Consider the following 16,800-nt stretch of genomic DNA (forward strand, 5'->3'; position numbering starts at 1 on the left):
CACTGCTCTTGTCATGCTCCATCTGTTCTAACTATTCTTCCTCTAAGCACCCTAGGATTTCCAATAAACGGTTTAAGTCGTCCGTACCGTGATAGCGGATCACGATCTGCTTTTCATCCAGCTTTACCTGCGTTTGAAATTTTTCCTGTAAACGATCCTGTAAGATACGGTATTGCGGATCCTGTACTTTTGCTTCCACGTGTTTTTTCGGCGTATTCATTTTCTTTACCAATGCCTCTACCCCGCGGACTGACATTTTATCATGAATCGCTTTTTGTGCCACTAAGATCATATCCTCTTCACACAAGCCTAGCAGCGCCCTTACATGTCCCATGCTCAGCTCATTAGAGATTACATACTGTGCAACTTGATCCGGCAATTTTCTTAACCGCAACATATTGGTCACATGCGTTCTCGATTTTCCGATGCGCTTTGCCAGTTCTTCCTGTGTATAGTGCAGTTTTGTGATCAGCTTATCATAGGCGTTTGCCTCTTCTATCGCATTCAGATCTTCTCGCTGGATATTCTCTAACAATGCGATCTCCATCATCTGTTGATCGTCAAATTCAACAATGATTGCCGGAATCGTCGCAAGTCCGGCCAGTTTGCTTGCCCGCAAACGTCTTTCTCCGGTTACCAGCTCATAACCCTTCACTGCCTTTTTTACTAAAATCGGTGTAAAGACCCCATGCAGGCGAATCGAATCTGCCAATTCATTGATCTTTGTATCGTCGAACTGTTTTCTTGGCTGATAAGGATTCGGCTTGATTTCTTCCACCGCAATCTCGATCTTTCCCGATCCATGGTCTTCATTCACGCCCTGCTGAATATCATCCAGCACACTTTCAATATCTTCACCGAAGATTGCGGACAATCCCTGTCCTAACCGGCTGTTATCTTTTTTTGTCCTTGCCATCTGTTCGCCTCCTGTTTATTTCTTCCTGTTGGCCTTTACCACTTCTGCCGCCAGACCGGCATATGCTTTCGCTCCCTCACAGCGCACATCATACTCAAAGATCGACATGCCGCGAGACGGCGCTTCTGACAGTTTGATATTTCTGGGAATATAACTCTTATACACTTTATCCTTAAAATGCTTGCGCACTTCCTGCTGCACCTCTACACTTAGCTTGGTACGCGCATCATACATCGTCAATAACACGCCCTCGATCATCAAATGCTTATTAAATAACTGCTGCACCAAACGAATCGTCAAAAGCAGCTGGGTTACACCTTCCAACGCATAATATTCACACTGCACCGGGATCATGACCGAATCTGCGGCAGTCAAAGCGTTGGTATTCAAAAGTCCCAAGGAAGGCGGACAGTCGATGATGATAAAATCATAAGCATCGCGCACTTCCTCTAATTTATTTTTTAACAGCTGTTCCTTTCCGGTTTCGAATTTTACCATCTGCAAATCGGCACCGGCCAAAGAGATATTGGCAGGAATGATGTCGATGGGCGGAGATGACAGCTTGCGGATCACATCCCGGGCATGATAATCCTCCATGATCAGTTCATAAACACTGAGTGCTCCTTCCTTGGTATTTGCCCCAACGCCCTGCGTTGCATTGCCTTGTGGGTCAAAATCCACTAACAGCACTTTTTTTCCTAAATATCCTAAGCCAACCGCAAGATTGATTGCAGTGGTCGTTTTCCCTACGCCGCCTTTTTGATTCGATACGGCAATGATTTTTGACATTTCTCACACTTCCTATCTGTTTATTTCTTAAAAGTCAATGTAATGATGACCTCATCATCATTTTCCTGCTCTTTTAATGCAACTGCCGTTCCTGCTTTCTGGATCATGGCAACTGCCTGATGCACCGTATTTAAGGCGATCCTGATATTGCGGCTCACTGCCTTTAATTTCGCTTTCTTCGCTTTTGGCGCTTTTTTCTCATGAATCATCTTTTCGACCTGCGCCACGGTCAATCCCTTTTTCACGATCGCATGCAAATATTTTTTCTGCTGTGCGGGATCGCTTCCGAGCAATGCCCTGGCATGACGCTCACTGATCTTTTTTTCACTGACTGCCTGCTGCACCTCATCACATAAGTTCAGCAAACGCAGTTTATTGGCGATCGACGGCTGGCTTTTCCCCATCTTCAGCGCTAACTGCGACTGGGTCAAATTCGCATATGCCATTAAATCAACATATGCTTTTGCTTCTTCGATCGCGCTTAAATTTTCTCGCTGAATATTCTCTACCAGCGCCATTTCCGCCATCTGCAATTCATCGGCATCCATTACGACTGCCGGAATCTCCAGCTGCCCCAGTAATTTCATTGCCCGAAATCTGCGTTCTCCGGCAACGATCTGATAGGTGCCATCCGGCATTGCCCTAAGGGTAACCGGCTGAATCAAGCCGTTTTCGCGAATCGACTGCGCCAGATCCATCAGCGCTTCATCCTGAAATTCTATGCGCGGCTGATAGGGATTAGGTGCAATCAGTTCCATATCGATCATTTTTGTTTCTCTCATATATCATTCTCTCCTATTAAAGCGGCTTCTTCTTTATCATTGCATAATTGCGAGGATATTGTTTCGGCGTCGGCTTTTCCTTGCGATAGATCAAATTACAGCGCAGAGAATCTGTTCCCAGCCGCCGCACATCCTGTGCTTCCGCTGCACAGCCAAGCAAAGCAATCGCTCTCTGCGCTTCTTTCGCTTCTTCTATTCCGGCAGATCCTTTCATCGCCAGAAAAACACCGCCTATTTTGACAAGCGGAATGCAAAGTTCGCTCAGCACCCGCAGATTTGCGACTGCACGCGCTGTTACGAAATCAAATGTTTCTCGATGTTCTTTCGCATAATCCTCCGCTCTTGCATTTACGATCACAACATCGCTTAATCCCAGTGCTTCTGTTAATGCCCGCAAAAATTGACAGCGTTTGCCGATCGGTTCAATGATCGTTACCCGTAGATCCGGCAAAAGGATCTTTAACGGCAAGGAAGGAAAACCCGCGCCTGCTCCTACATCGCAAAGTGATCCGCTGATCTTTCTCTCAAAGGCAGGCAGCGCACAATCTAAAAAATGCTTCTCATAAATTTCCGCTGTTTCACGAATTGCCGTCAGGTTCATACGCTGGTTCCATTCCTGCAGCATGGACGCATACAAAGCAAACTGAGACATTTGTTCTTTTGTTACGGCGATGCCGTTTTGTTGCAGTATTTCTTGCAGTTCTTCCGGTGTCACAAGCATCCCTCCGTTTCTTTATTATACCAAATTCGCCATGTAAACGAAACACAATATTCATGAAAGATCGTGCGAAAAGAAAGAAGCGCATGCTGGCGCTGCTTGTTTCTTCATCTCAGCCTTTACTTATCACCCGGGAAATAAATGCGATCGTCATAAGACCAAACAGATTGAAAAACAGGCTTTTCATAGAAAAACCTGCTATACAAAATAAGAGCATTCTCTTTCATTTTCGATGATGCACACACCCTGCTCTTCATCAAACACTGCGCTTCCCTCCTTTTGTTCATCAAACCATAAAGATAGACAAACTGCACAAAGCGGCACGCCTTCTTCGGTGCCGCTTTTCCATTTATTTTCCAACAGTAGTTGTATTCAGTTTTCTTTACTTATGCGTCCTTTCATTTCAAATACTTTTTCCTTTCCGTATCTTACTATTACTTTACGCATAATCCATTCTCTAACGTTCCATCTATCTTTTACATACTCTGTCCTGCATCACTTTTTTCCAATTCTTTTAGGTTTCTTTCCTTTCCTCTTTTTCTTTATGCTTCAGACAGAATATGATTCTCGCTCATGCTTGTTCCCGTTCTATTCTCACTGATCGGGTCGTAGTCATATTGATTTCGCGTTAAACTTTCGGAAGATCTTTTTCTAAGACGGGTCCATCGCTGTTCCCTTTCCTGCTGCCTCATGCATCTTTCACCTACATTTCCGCAGGCATCTTTCAATTCCGGCCTTCCTGCCGTATTTTCCTATATTCGCAAAACACAATTATGATTGTTATTCTCTTTTCCCTGTATGCCCGTACATGCTCTACAAGTCATGTCTTTCTTACAGAATCATAATGGTTTTGCTAAAATCGATCACCCATGTTCTCACACCTTTCCGTGCTTTTTCTTTACACCTTTATTATAGAAAATTTTGCTATTCTGTAAAGTGCTTTGGCATAACTTGTTGTTTTATGTCCTTAACTTGCATCATCGGGTTGAAATGTTTGCAATGTTTCATAAAAACGATGCTTTTTGCTGCGAGAAATCGGGATGCTTTCCTGATTGATCAGCTCCACCTCATCTCCACGCACCGCTTTCACACTGCGCAAATTCAATAAAAACGCATGATGTACCCGCACAAAGCCATCTTCCTGCCACTTTGCTTCTTTTTCCTTCAAAGTGCCGCGCTCTTGAAAAATCCCGTATTTCGTATGATAAAGCAAATATTTTTCCTGCTTTTCCACATAGTAAATATCCCGTAAACGGATCTGCATGCTCGCCCCTTGCGTATGGATCAGATAATATTGCTTCCCTTTTGCACACTGTTTCAGCAAATGCAGACAAAAAGGCAATTCTTTTTGAAAATCATGCAGATAGAGAAAAGTTGTCTGATTATATTTTCGGCTTTGGTAAGACGCGCTGTCCACAAATAAAACAATCGATGCTTTTGTAAATAATGTATCCCGAAAACGCGGGAGATCCATTTTTTCCGATAAGATCAGCACATCATAAGGCAAGGCCTGCGCCGCCTTGGCATACTGCGCCAATTTCGCAAACCAGCGAAAAGAAAATGCGGTATCCTCCAACTGTACTCCCAGTGTAAAAATCATGTCTTTTGCTTTTTCTGCTTCCGCAACGACCGCAATGCGCATACCGATCACCGTCCTATCCACATTATAGCATTCTTTCTCATAAAAGAAGCGTTTTCCTCCCATTTCTTCGGTTTTTGATTGTATATTCTCCGCATTTTCATGATTTTGTAAATTGTTATTGTTTTTTTCTCACATCTATCTAATAATAGAATCAGAGATAACGAAGGAGGTGCTGCTATGTTAAAGCCAAAACGAATGATCTCAAAGCAGGAAGCGATCGAAATCTTAGACAAGTGTGATCATGGCTATTTGTCGATGATCGATGAAGAGGGAAACCCTTATGGTGTACCGATCAATTACTTCCTTGACAAAGGCGCGCATGCACTCTATTTTCACTGCTCAAAAACAGGTAAGAAATACCGTGCCCTGCACTTGCATCCGCAGGTGTCTTTTGTCGCTGTTGCCCAAACACAGATCATTCCCGATCGTTTCATTACACATTATGAAAGTGCACTGATCAGCGGTACAGTATCATTCATCGAAGATGAACAGGAAATGCGTGTTCTCTTAGGCAGGCTTTGTGAACGACTGGCAGCCGGAGAATTAGCCAAACGTCCAAGCGTGATCGACATGTATATCAATGCGGTCGCCATCGGCAAGATCACCATCGAAAGCATCAGCGGAAAGCGCAATGTCGATTATTAAAGCAAAATGCCATCTCAGTTGAGATGGTTTTTTTATGCCTTCTCTGCAATATGCTATAATAAAACAAAAAGGAGTTTATATGAGCAGATACTATCGGCATATTGTGCATACAGATGAGGAAATCCCCTTAAAGAAATGGATGCGGGAACACTTACAATTAACAAACAGACAGATCAGCCGTCTGAAATTTCAACCTGATGCTTTGATGGTGAATCATCAGCGTGTTTATGTCAGTCATCTGCTTCAGAAAGGTGATCTGATCGAAATAAAATTGGAAAGCGATCGACCGCCCCTGCCGCTGAGTGATCCCCTCTATCCTTTGACTGTTCTTTATGAGGACGAGGATTTGCTTGTGCTGAACAAGCCATGCGGAAGTGTAGTGCATCCGATCCATGCCCACTACCATGATACTTTGCTCATACAGGCAAGCGGCTATTGCGCAAAGAAAGGGGAAACCGTGCGTTTGCACTGTGTCGGCAGGTTGGACAAAGAAACTTCCGGCATCATCTTACTTGCGAAAAACCGTATCGCAGCACAAAAACTGACGGAACAGCGTAATTCTCAACAAAGTCAAAAGACCTATTATGCGATCGTAGAAGGCGTGATGGAAAAACAAAATGATGTTATTTCCTTTCCGATGATGAACGACCCTGCCGAACCGAGAAAAATGATCATCCATGAAAACGGGAAAGCGGCGTCTACTCATTATAGCGTTGTCAAACAGTTTTGCGATCATGCATTGCTTGCGGTAACGATCAAAACCGGCAGGATGCACCAGATCAGAGTTCATATGAAAGCCATCCATCATCCGCTGATCGGCGATGTTCTTTATGATGGTAAGCCTTATCCGCGCTTATGCCTGCATGCTTGCCAAATCGTTTTTTATCAGCCTTTCACAAACGAGCGCATTTCGATCAGTGCGCCTTATGACGCGTCTTTCCAAAAACTGCTCGTTTCCTCTATACGATGATTCCTCTGGCTGCATCACTTCTTTCCAATAGAAAAATCCCCTTAACCTGCACTGACTTGAAACAGTATCTGTTAAGAGGATCTTATTTTTTAATAATCGTCGCTTAGTTAGTAAAGTTGTCGAAATAGCCTTGAATCAAAATAATCGGTGTTCCTTTATCACCGCTGCCGCTTGTTAAGTCGCATAATGAACCGATCAAGTCCGTCAGCTTACGCGGTGTCGTACCCTGTGAAGCCATATTGCCCTTTAAGTCATTGTCTTTCTTCTGGATACTTTCTTTGATCGCTTTCTGCAATGCTTCTCCGCTTAGTTCCGCAAAGTCATTGTCCGCGAGATATTTTAATTTCAATTCATTCGGTGTACCTTCCAGGCCTTCTGTATAAGCAGGACTGACAACCGGATCGGCTAATTCCCAGATCTTTCCGATCGGATCTTTGAAGGCGCCGTCGCCATATACCATTACTTCTACATGTTTGCCGGTCTTATCCAACAGTTGTTTCTGAATATCCAAAACGAAATCCTGGCATTCTTTCGGGAACAGTTTAACCGTATCTTCTGTCGCTTTGTTAGAACCGAGCAGACCATATTTTTCATTGTAGCCACTGCCTTCAATAGAAGCATTCATGATATCGTCCATGCCGAATACTTTTTCCGCTCCGGCTGCTTTTAACAGACGTTTTGTGCGGGCACGCGTATGAATATCGCAAGTCAGCACATTTTTTGTATATTGCAGGATCGCTTTCGGATCATTGGCAAACACCACTTCCACTTCCGCGCCTGCTTCTTCGATTACCGAGGAATAGTAGGCTACATAGTCGATTCCGGTAAATGGATGTTTGTTTTCACCGAATAATTTACGATAAGTTTCCAGTGTCAGCACATCGCTGTATGGATTGATGCCGTGTTCATCTAACTGATCAAAGCTTACCAGCTCATTTCCTACTTCATCAGATGGATAGCTTAACATCAGCACGACTTTTTTTACGCCCGCCGCAATGCCTTTGAGACAGATCGCAAAACGATTACGGCTCAGGATCGGGAAGATCACACCGATCGTCGCATCTTTTCCGAATTTTTGTTCTACATCTTTGGCGATTGCCGCAACGCTTGCATAATTGCCCTGTGATCTTGCCACAACAGATTCTGTTACCGCGACAATATCACGATCACGCAATTCAAACCCTTCTGATTGTGCCGCTTCCAATACAGAAGTTACCACAATATCAGCCAGTGCGTCGCCTTCACGAATGATCGGGCAGCGGACACCTCTGGATACAGTACCGATTTTTCTTTCCATAGTTCAACTCTCCTGTCTTGTATTTTCAATAAATACCGTAATTATTATACTCGCAGACCTACTATCTGTAAAGTTATTTTTTATGCTTTCCATCAGTTTTTACATGCTGTTTTCAAAAACATTTTCAATAATGATGTAAATTGTTTCAATGCATTTCTAACGATGCACCAGCTCTGCCAGTTTCGCTACTTTCCTTTGATCCACGGCATCATAACATTCCGCCTGTTCTCCCTGCGCATACGCATAAGAAACATCGCCTTGTATGGTCGTAGGATCCTTGATCCATGTTTTACAGCTGCTGTGCACCTGTTTTATGCCCTGTGTCAATAGTAATTCTACATTTCCCTCATTCACTCCACAGCCGGCCAATATTTCGATCTGATCGCCATATCGCTTTTGTAACATCATTAACCGATCCATTCCTTCTGTTACACTGCGGCTCAATCCACTGGTCAAAACACGATCGACACCTAATTCGATCAGACATCGGATGCTCGCTTCTCCATCCTTTACACAGTCAAAGGCACGATGAAAGACCGCCTCTTTTTGATGCGCATGGATCAGTTCGACCATCTTCTTCGTATGAGCGCGATCAATTTTATGATCTGCATGCAGGAAGCCAAACGCAATGCCATCTGCCCCCGCCTGCAACAGTGCTTCTGCCTGTAAATACAGCAGTTCACATTCTGTTTCATCATAGCAAAATCCGGCGCCGCGCTCTCTTACCATGCAGACGACAGGAATCGACACCGCTTTTTTTACCGCTTCTAAAATAACGATGCTCGGTGTCAGACCGCCCAAATGCAGCGCAGTGTTCAATTCAATTCGATCCGCTCCGCCGGCCTGTGCCGCCAAAGCGTCTTGGTAACTGCCGCAGCATACTTCCAGTTTATTCTTCATAGGTTCCCTCACTTCCTAAACGCAACATGCTGATTCCGTAGATCATGGCGTTTTTGATCAGATCTTCTTTATCCATCCATTCATCCGGCAGATGGGCAATGCCTTTCTGTCCCGGGAAACTCGGCCCAAACGGCACGATGTGCGGCATGAGCTTCGCATAAGTACCACCGCTTGTCGTAACCGGCGTTCCATCCGTACCGGTGATCTTTTCATAAGCCGATTGGAGCGTTCGACATAAAAAACCATCTTTCGCAAAGCGTACCGGCTCCCAGTTTATCAGACACTGCATCATTAAACCATCGGGCAGAAATGAACGCACCTGACGCATGATCGTTTCCGCATCGATCCCAAATGGATAGGCAAAGGTAAAAGCAACGCACAGCTTTTCCCCTTCCCTATGCAGCTTGCCTCTGCTTAATTGCATTTTACCAAACTCTTGATCTTCGATCTCTAAATCAAAGCATTTTCCCATGCCGTTATCCTGTTGCAGATAAGCATTTACAAATGTGCAAAAGGCATCATAATGCACAGGATCGGCGCTTACTTGTAAAGTACAGCGTCCTCTTTCTCCATAAACGACCGGATATTTACAGTCCGGTGTAAATCCCATGATCGGCGGCTGATGTTTCCTTAAATAGTATTGCAGATCATGAAATCCGCTTTCCTCGTCAGTACCGAATAAGATCCAGATCGGGTGCTGCAGCGTTATATGCAGCTGCTTGATCGCATATAAAGCATATAAACAGCTGAGGATCGCGCCTTTGTTATCCAATATGCCTCTGCCATAGATCCGTCCCTTTTCTTCTTCTGCACCAAATGGCGCATGTTTCCATCCATCACCCGCTTCAACGACATCTAAATGTCCGATGATACCGATATAATCTTTTCCTTCTCCATATTTTACGATTCCCATGTGGCCATCCACATTTTCTGTTTCAAAGCCCATCTCCTGCGCCAAAGCAAGCACTGCCGAAAGCGCTTCATGAATCGCTTTTCCATAAGGCATCTGCGGCAGCGGTTCACTTTTCACACTGGGGATCCGTACGATCGCTTTGATCGATTCGATCATGTCATCCGCATTGCGCGCGATCTTTTGTATGAGCATTTCTTCCATGCGGCACCTCTATTTATAAGCAAGCGGCGCAGTACGCACCCGCATATATTCTTCCATCCACGCTTCATCCGCTTCCTCAAAATAAGAATTGCCCGCTTCATCTTTTTTTGCCAGATAGACCGTCGGTTTTTGTTTTTCGCCGGCTACGACAAAAGAAAAATTGTCGATATTGGTCGATACGCCCCATTCGCCTTTTTGATTCATGGCAATCAGCGACATATCGCCTGCTTTCCCACGTCGTCTGCGCAGTTCCCGATCAAATGTCTGCACCGCCTGATCACAGGCCTTTTGCGGATGCATGCCTTCCTTCATCAACCGCACGATCTCATAAGAAACACAGCCTTTCATCACATCTTCGCCAAAGCCGGTCGCACTGGCTCCGCCAACCTGTGAATCCACATAAAACCCTGCGCCTAAGACAGGAGAATCCCCCACTCTGCCGGCATGCTTCATAAACAGTCCGCTCGTTGAAGTTGCGGCAGTCATATGCCCCTGTGTATCCAGACAGACCATTCCCACCGTATCATGGCCTGCATAAGGCTTCAATTCCTGATCGCGGTTCTCGACGATTCGATTATGATAATGAATTTTCGCTCGTTCACTCAGCATATTTTTACGGACAAAGCCATGGCGGTGCGCATATTTCTCCGCGCCTGCACCGACCAAGAAATTATTGACACGTTCTTTTGACAATGCCCGGGCAATCAAGATCGGATTGGCATAATCTTTGATCGCGCCGACACACCCGATATCAAACGTATCGCCATCCATATAGCCCGCATCCAGCTCTACTTCCATTTCTTCATTCGGCAAGCCGCCGTATCCAACACTTTTATAATACTCAAAATCCTCTACCGCACAGATTGCCCGTACGATCGCATCAGATGCGTTCCCTTCCTTTTCCAGCAGCTCTGCCGCCTCGCTGACACCTTCTAATGCCATTCTCCATGTTGCAATCATGCCCCACATTTCCATCATCCTTTCTATATTCCTTTTCGGTTTTTATTATACTTCAGATTACTTTTGCATTCAAAGAAAAAAGGACAAAAGCGGCCGTTTGTTTTCCAAAGATCAAAGCAGTTCTTCCTCTTTGTAAACACGTGCCCTTTGCCCGTCCTTTTTAATATTTCAGATCAATGATCTTTTCCCATGTAAACTGTGGATCACCGAAATGTCCATAACAGCTCGTCTTTGCATAGATTGGTTTTCTTAGATCCAGTTCCTTCAAAATATTGCCTACTTCAAAGTTAAAATTCCGCTTGATGATCGCTAAGATCTCTTCATCGCTCTTCGTACCGGTGCCAAAGGTTTCTACCATCAAGGATACCGGTTTACTTTTTCCGATCGCATAGGCAACCTCGATCTCACATTTATGCGCCAAACCGTGCGCAACGATATTCTTCGCGACATAGCGGCAATAATACGCAGCGCTTCTGTCTACTTTCGTCGGGTCCTTTGATGAGAAACATCCGCCGCCGATCCTGCCCATTCCGCCATAAGTATCACATACGATCTTTCTTCCCGTCGTACCGGAATCGCCGAAGCTGCCGCCTACGACAAAGCTGCCGCTTGGATTGATCAAAAACTTGGTAGAGGCATCGATCAGCTCCGGTTCAATACATGGTGCAATGACTTCCTTCATGATCAGCTCTCTGATTTCTTCCTGCGTCGCTTCTTTTTTATGCTGGGTCGATACCACGATCGTATCAATGCGTTTGATGTGATCATCCTCATATTCCACCGAAACCTGTGTCTTGCCATCCGGTCCTAAAATAGAATGTGGATCGCTCTTTCGCACTTTTGCCAACTGGCGTGCCAATTTATGCGCGTAATAAATCGGCGCCGGCATGTATTCATCACTTTCTGCGCAGGCAAAGCCAAACATGATGCCCTGATCTCCCGCACCGATCTCTCCTTCGTTTTCCTGCGCCGTTACCGCGTGGTTGATCTCCGAAGACTGTTTGTTTACCTTTACCATCACTTCATATGTTTCTTCATACCCGATCTTCTTGATCGTATCTTTGGCGATCTGTTCATAGTCGATCTTCGCGCTTGTATTCGCTTCTCCGTAAATTAAGACAAAATCGTCTTTGATCGTCGCTTCGACCGCCATTTTGCTGTTAGGATCCTGCCGCAGCGCTTCATCTAAGATACTGTCCGCAATCTGATCACAGATCTTATCTGGATGTCCTTCCGTAATGCTTTCTGATGTAAATAAATAATCTCTCATGCTCCTCGTCCTTTCTTTCAAATAAAAACTGCCTTCCGATAAGAAGACAGTAGTGTCATTTAACTGTTTCTCTTATCGCTGTCAGCTTTACCACCTTGTAGATACAGGTTGGCGCGGGATCATCGAGCTGACTCTCTACTCCGACTCTTGATAATAGGCTTCTATATTAAAGCATAGAAAATAAAAAAAAGCAACTGTCTATTTTTACCCTTTCCGGTAAATCAATCGTAACATGTACTTTTTTATTCCCGCCTTCATTCACCCTTTCTTTCTATAAGAAAAAAGCCATGCCTTGTCTATGAACAAAACATGACTGTTTTCCTAAATATAAGTGATCGTAATACCCGCAAAACTGAGATTCCCGCTTAGGATCAAACGCGGTGCATTCCCATCTGCCGCATTGTGATTTTTCTCATTGATCCCGCCAAAGGAAGTGTGCATGCGGTTTACGACCTGCCAGTTCTTCGGTACATACAAATCCACTCCGCAAAAATCCACATCCATATAGAGATAGGCTTCCTCCTGAATGCCGGCATTTTCAAAATGCACCTTCATGCTGCCGAAAGAACAAGTCAAATAGGCTTTCTCTAAGGCATTGGAATTGACATATTTGATACTTTCGCCAAAGGAAGTATGAAAGCTTAATTCATCATCGCTCACGTGCTCGACGCTTTTACTGAAAGAATGCGCCTGTCCATGATCCACGTACTTTTTTTTCGGCTGCAAGAGAAAGTGAAACCCGATACTGAGAAACAGCGCTATGCTTAACAGCGTCCATGGCGCCCATGCACCGATTCCCAGTTCTTCCGCAAACACACTTCCTAAACAAGCCGCCGCAAACAGCACACCGCTGATGCTTCGATAAAGCGCGCTTTTTACAAGCATTGCCGCAAACAACATGCCAAGTACGAGCTGCATCATACTGAATCCGCCCAGCATACCCAACTGATTGGCAATCATCACCGCCGCAATCGCAATAAAGAACAAGCCCCAAAAGATTCTCTGTTTTCTCATATGATCTACCTCATTTCTTCTAACCGCATTTTCAGCGTTTTATAATAATTTCTTGAAACATATACTTGTTTATGACAGTTCTTAAATTCCACTAAGCTGGACGCACTGATCGACTTTGTGATCGAATAGATCTCCCTGCAATTTAAGATCGTCGATTTTGATACCCGCATAAAATAAGCAGGGAGCAGCGTTTCCAGTTCATACAGGCGATACTTGGTTTCATAAATATCTTTAGCGGTATGCGCATACACCGTTTTGGCATCTGTTTCAAAAAACAAGATGTCTGTAAGCGACAGGTAATATTCCGTTTCTTTTTTATAAAATACGAGCTTGCTTGTGCCATGTGCGATTTCCGCAAGGGCGCGTTCGATCTGCCGCAGTTCTTCAGAGATGCGTGCAGCGCGAATATGGACTTCGATTTCTTCCAGTTGTTCTTCTAGTGCAATACTGATTTTCACGTCGCTCATCTCCTTGCCCATAGTAAACCACAGTTTTGTTTAGGCGTAAAGAGCGATTGCCCAAGAGGTTCATTTTCCTAACCAAAACGTCATGATTTTGTGATAAAATGAAAGCATAAAGAAAGGGGATACAGGAGCGGTCATGAGAAAGGGGATCTTATCATGAAGGGAAACAGAATCATACGAATCACTGCCGTTGCTTTTTTCATTATGATCATCATTTTGCTGATCGTCTTCCTGAACCGAAAAGAAAAACCGCTTCGCTTTACGATCAAGGGAAAAGTAAAAGAACAGCTTATCCTGACGCATGAATACGGCGAAGCGCTGGACCTTTCACCAGAGGCATTGCAGCTGGAAGCAAAAAAAGGAAATGACGTCTATGAAATCTTTTATGAAGAACCAGCCTTTACGGAATTAAAAACGTATCACATTTCCTACAGGGTCAAAGACGAAGACGCTGTCTTTTCGGTAAAAGTAAAAGTGGTGGATACCACTGCACCGAAGCTCAGCGGCGAAATACAATATACGATCACACAGGGAGAAGCCTTTGGCATTCACGATCTGTATATCAGCGCCTATGACGCGTATGACGGAGATCTCAGCGATCAACTGCACATGGAAGAAATCGACACATCGCAGGCAGGGGAACAGGAACATACCGTATCGGTTCATGATTCTTCCGGGAACCGTGCGGAAATCCTGATTCATATAACGGTCAAAGAAAGCATCGGTGTACAAGGGGTACAAACGAGATAAAATAGAAATGAGGGGCGATAGAGCGGAAATGTCAGATTTTCCACTCTATCTGAACATGGTCGCTGGTGGCCTTGATTGTAGAAATCAAGCCATCGGCGGCTTTTCTTTTGTCGTCAAAATCTATGCTCTCCCAGTTGTCAAGATAATAGGACAGTTTCTTTATCTGCTGGGGCGATATGGTTTCGACGCTCAAATCGGCTATGACTTTTGAAATGGTCTGACTGCAGGTGTCCAGTTCTTCGATTTTCTTGTTGGCGTAGGCAAGCAAGGTCGCATTGGCTCCGGTCAGCGTGTCCAGCAGTTTTTCAATTTCTGCCTCCACCTGTGCCAGCTCTACTTGATAGGCTGTCAGCTTCGGATTGACCTTTTCCTCTTTGCCGTGGAGTATCTGAAAATCTTTGAACTTCTCTTGCATGGCCGAGAAAATAAATTGCTCAAATTCTTCTTTGCGGATTTTCCCGCAGCCCGGACAACCTTTGTTTTCCGTCCGTTTGGTGCAGCGGAAATAGCCTGTGCTGTTTGGTACATGGGTGGCTTTCAGCGCATACCCACAATGCCCGCATTTGATTTTTCCGGCCAGCCAAGTGTTTTTCGGTTTCCGCCCCTGCTGGAAGGTGGTATTTGCCATGAGCTTTTTCCGGCATTTCAGCCATGTGTCCGAGGGGATCAATGCTTCATGGGGAGCGATAACAAGTATCTGGTCTTTTAGGCACCTGTCCTTGTCCTCCTTCACATCCCGCCCCTGATAGAGATAACAGCCGTTTGTTCCGGCAAAATCGGAAGCGTCATTGACAATCGCTGCGCCCTGGCTCTTGAAAAACTCGTACAGTTCCAAGTCGGCCTGTGCGTAAACAGGGTTCCGTAAAAGCTGGGAAAGGAAACTCCGAACCATTGACTTTTCGTAAATCTTGATACCCTGTTCTTCAAAGTAGCGGGTAATGTCTCCGAAAGAGGTTTCCGGCTCGGCGTACATCTCAAACATCAGCCGTACATGGTCGGCGGCTACGGGGTCGGCAACCATCTTTTTTGTACGGATACCCTCTACCACGGTGGGCTCCAACTGATAGCCGTATGGAGCCTGCCCGCTCATGTGAAAGCCTTTCAGGCACCGGGAATAGTAGGCGTCCGTGACGCGCTTCTGGATTGTCTCACGTTCAAGCTGGGCGAATACAATGCAGATATTCAGCATAGCCCGTCCCATCGGGGTCGAGGTATCAAACTTTTCCGTGGATGATACAAACTCTACATCGTACTCTTGAAACAGCTCCATCATATTTGCAAAGTCCAGAATAGAGCGGCTTATCCGGTCCAGCTTGTACACGATGACCCGCCGAACCTTTCCCTTGCGGATCTCGCCCAGCAGCTTTTGAAACTCCGGCCTGTCGGTATTCTTGCCGGAATAGCCTTTGTCCTTAAATACCCGGCAGCTCCCACCTTTCAATTCATACTTGCAGAAGTCAATCTGACTTTCAATGCTGATACTGTCCTTACGGTCTACTGACTGTCTCGCATAAATGCAATCTTCTCTGATAAATTCCATATTGGGCTCCTTTCCTTGTTGGAATGGAGCTACCAACCTTACAACTATATTATACTATCAGCAGCCCCGGACAACAATGTTGCGAATGGTTAGTGAAATCTGTCCCCGTACTTACTGAACACATCGTAAAGACGGCGTTCAATTTCTTTTTTGCGCTGTTCCTTCTCCTTCGGGGAAAGTACCGGCGTGAGGCTTTCCAGCACAATGGTTTTCCCTTGAAAGGGTACAGACTTTGTTTCTCGTTGATATGTGACGGCCTGTGTCATTGGAAACCTCCTTTTCAGAATGGGTGTACTTGCCAGCGTTTCCCTCTTGTCCTATGGGGAAATGTCAAAAGACGGCACCCGCAGGTGCCGCCCTTTGAGCTTTCTCCACTTCGGGCCGATGTGGCCCGAGGTCAGTACGGACTGGAGTGGAACTTCTGTTTGGCGTCCTCCACGCTGTTGAGATCAAAGACTTCATAAAGCTGTCCCACAACACGACGAATATCCTTCTTTGAAAAGCCGCAGTCCTCCATTGCCATGATGACATAGCCGCGGCAGGCATCGTTGCTCCATTCATCCGGCTCAAAACCGGGAAACATCCCAAACGCATTTTCCATAAGAAACTCCTTTGAGAAAAAAGATGGGGAGCCCCGCCGGATTGGTTGGCCTATCATCAGACAGCATTGCCGGAGGGCTCCCCACAGGTTTTTACTACATTACAGACACACCGGACGGGCATAGGCTTTCTGCCCCATAGTATTTCAACTCTCCCCATTCTGATGGCAAGGCGTTTTCATTGCCTGCGACGGCTCACGGCTTGCAAGGCCGCTTCAACGCTCGGACTGTGACTAAACGCAAGTATCCGGGTTATGTACCTGTTCCGGTGGAGCCAGCCTTGCCCCACCTATGGCATGAGCCTGATCGCTCGCCCTGTTTTATAGAGACTGTATTCTCCAAAAGCAGAGGTCGTGGCGGGCCTGTCACACAGCGCATTTCCCTTCGTATCCGGGTGCCTTTTTATTCAGTTTTCGATTTGCATGAGTGC

19 protein-coding genes and 1 riboswitch are annotated in these 16,800 nt (G+C 45.4%); of the genes, 3 read left to right on the forward strand and 16 right to left on the reverse strand.

Annotated elements, in window-relative coordinates; translation table 11 throughout:
- Window positions 1–31: 31 nt before the first annotated feature.
- From C1712_RS08035 to C1712_RS08060, 6 genes are all read right to left on the reverse strand, one after another.
- Window positions 32–916 (reverse strand): ParB/RepB/Spo0J family partition protein, encoded by an 885-nt coding sequence (locus C1712_RS08035; protein ID WP_102268322.1) that lies wholly within the window; start codon window positions 914–916, stop codon window positions 32–34.
- 15 nt (window positions 917–931) lie between these two features.
- A complete protein-coding gene (locus C1712_RS08040; RefSeq protein ID WP_102268324.1) occupies window positions 932–1,705 on the reverse strand; it encodes a ParA family protein in 774 nt (257 codons plus the stop codon).
- Window positions 1,706–1,725: 20 nt separating this feature from the next.
- The gene (locus C1712_RS08045; RefSeq protein ID WP_102268326.1) at window positions 1,726–2,487 is read right to left on the reverse strand and encodes a ParB/RepB/Spo0J family partition protein; all 762 of its coding nucleotides are present in this window, start codon (window positions 2,485–2,487) and stop codon (window positions 1,726–1,728) included.
- A gap of 16 nt (window positions 2,488–2,503) precedes the next feature.
- Window positions 2,504–3,208 (reverse strand): 16S rRNA (guanine(527)-N(7))-methyltransferase RsmG, encoded by a 705-nt coding sequence (gene rsmG, locus C1712_RS08050; protein WP_102268328.1) that lies wholly within the window; start codon window positions 3,206–3,208, stop codon window positions 2,504–2,506.
- A gap of 195 nt (window positions 3,209–3,403) precedes the next feature.
- On the reverse strand, window positions 3,404–3,565 hold the full coding sequence (locus C1712_RS12705) for a hypothetical protein (RefSeq protein WP_180963098.1): 162 nt from the start codon (window positions 3,563–3,565) through the stop codon (window positions 3,404–3,406).
- A 607-nt stretch (window positions 3,566–4,172) separates the two neighbouring features.
- Entirely contained in the window at window positions 4,173–4,910 is a 738-nt protein-coding gene (locus tag C1712_RS08060; protein ID WP_102268332.1) for a LytR/AlgR family response regulator transcription factor, read from the reverse strand.
- Window positions 4,911–5,024: 114 nt separating this feature from the next.
- Between C1712_RS08060 and C1712_RS08065 the strand changes: the two genes are divergently transcribed.
- Entirely contained in the window at window positions 5,025–5,492 is a 468-nt protein-coding gene (locus C1712_RS08065; protein ID WP_102268334.1) for a pyridoxamine 5'-phosphate oxidase family protein, read from the forward strand.
- Window positions 5,493–5,571: 79 nt separating this feature from the next.
- Window positions 5,572–6,462: an RluA family pseudouridine synthase gene (locus tag C1712_RS08070; RefSeq protein WP_180963099.1), complete on the forward strand. Its 891-nt coding sequence runs from the start codon at window positions 5,572–5,574 to the stop codon at window positions 6,460–6,462.
- 103 nt (window positions 6,463–6,565) lie between these two features.
- Here the strand turns inward: C1712_RS08070 and C1712_RS08075 are convergent, their stop codons facing one another.
- The 7 genes from C1712_RS08075 to C1712_RS08105 form a co-directional block, all read right to left on the reverse strand.
- Window positions 6,566–7,759: a coenzyme F420-0:L-glutamate ligase gene (locus C1712_RS08075; RefSeq protein WP_102268338.1), complete on the reverse strand. Its 1,194-nt coding sequence runs from the start codon at window positions 7,757–7,759 to the stop codon at window positions 6,566–6,568.
- 156 nt (window positions 7,760–7,915) lie between these two features.
- Window positions 7,916–8,659: a copper homeostasis protein CutC gene (locus C1712_RS08080; RefSeq protein WP_102268340.1), complete on the reverse strand. Its 744-nt coding sequence runs from the start codon at window positions 8,657–8,659 to the stop codon at window positions 7,916–7,918.
- A complete protein-coding gene (locus C1712_RS08085) occupies window positions 8,649–9,773 on the reverse strand; it encodes a Sapep family Mn(2+)-dependent dipeptidase (RefSeq protein WP_102268342.1) in 1,125 nt (374 codons plus the stop codon). Before C1712_RS08085 ends, C1712_RS08080 begins: the two co-directional genes overlap by 11 nt.
- A gap of 9 nt (window positions 9,774–9,782) precedes the next feature.
- Window positions 9,783–10,742, reverse strand: coding sequence for a glycosylasparaginase (locus C1712_RS08090; protein ID WP_102268344.1), 960 nt, complete (start codon window positions 10,740–10,742; stop codon window positions 9,783–9,785).
- A gap of 151 nt (window positions 10,743–10,893) precedes the next feature.
- Window positions 10,894–12,003: a methionine adenosyltransferase gene (gene metK, locus C1712_RS08095; protein ID WP_102268346.1), complete on the reverse strand. Its 1,110-nt coding sequence runs from the start codon at window positions 12,001–12,003 to the stop codon at window positions 10,894–10,896.
- Between the two features lie 69 nt (window positions 12,004–12,072).
- Window positions 12,073–12,160, reverse strand: a riboswitch (SAM riboswitch).
- Between the two features lie 164 nt (window positions 12,161–12,324).
- Window positions 12,325–13,017, reverse strand: coding sequence for a LiaF transmembrane domain-containing protein (locus C1712_RS08100; RefSeq protein WP_102268348.1), 693 nt, complete (start codon window positions 13,015–13,017; stop codon window positions 12,325–12,327).
- A 5-nt stretch (window positions 13,018–13,022) separates the two neighbouring features.
- Window positions 13,023–13,475 carry a LytTR family DNA-binding domain-containing protein gene (locus tag C1712_RS08105; protein ID WP_102268350.1) on the reverse strand — a complete coding sequence of 151 codons (453 nt, stop codon included), beginning with the start codon at window positions 13,473–13,475 and terminating at the stop codon, window positions 13,023–13,025.
- A gap of 162 nt (window positions 13,476–13,637) precedes the next feature.
- On the opposite strand from C1712_RS08105, the gene C1712_RS08110 reads away from it, so the two are divergent.
- Complete coding sequence (locus C1712_RS08110; protein WP_102268352.1) at window positions 13,638–14,231, forward strand: DUF5011/hyalin repeat domain-containing protein; 594 nt, start codon at window positions 13,638–13,640, stop codon at window positions 14,229–14,231.
- Between the two features lie 31 nt (window positions 14,232–14,262).
- Here the strand turns inward: C1712_RS08110 and C1712_RS08115 are convergent, their stop codons facing one another.
- The 3 genes from C1712_RS08115 to C1712_RS08120 all read right to left on the reverse strand — a co-directional run bounded on the left by C1712_RS08115 (window position 14,263) and on the right by C1712_RS08120 (window position 16,372).
- The gene (locus tag C1712_RS08115; RefSeq protein ID WP_102268353.1) at window positions 14,263–15,771 is read right to left on the reverse strand and encodes a recombinase family protein; all 1,509 of its coding nucleotides are present in this window, start codon (window positions 15,769–15,771) and stop codon (window positions 14,263–14,265) included.
- An 89-nt stretch (window positions 15,772–15,860) separates the two neighbouring features.
- Window positions 15,861–16,037: a hypothetical protein gene (locus C1712_RS12710; protein ID WP_166435075.1), complete on the reverse strand. Its 177-nt coding sequence runs from the start codon at window positions 16,035–16,037 to the stop codon at window positions 15,861–15,863.
- Window positions 16,038–16,168: 131 nt separating this feature from the next.
- Window positions 16,169–16,372, reverse strand: coding sequence for a hypothetical protein (locus C1712_RS08120; protein ID WP_021419835.1), 204 nt, complete (start codon window positions 16,370–16,372; stop codon window positions 16,169–16,171).
- Window positions 16,373–16,800: the final 428 nt, after the last annotated feature.

Origin of the sequence: Massilicoli timonensis (assembly GCF_900199515.1) — a bacterium.
GTDB classification, from domain to species: domain Bacteria; phylum Bacillota_I; class Bacilli_A; order Erysipelotrichales; family Erysipelotrichaceae; genus Massilicoli; species Massilicoli timonensis.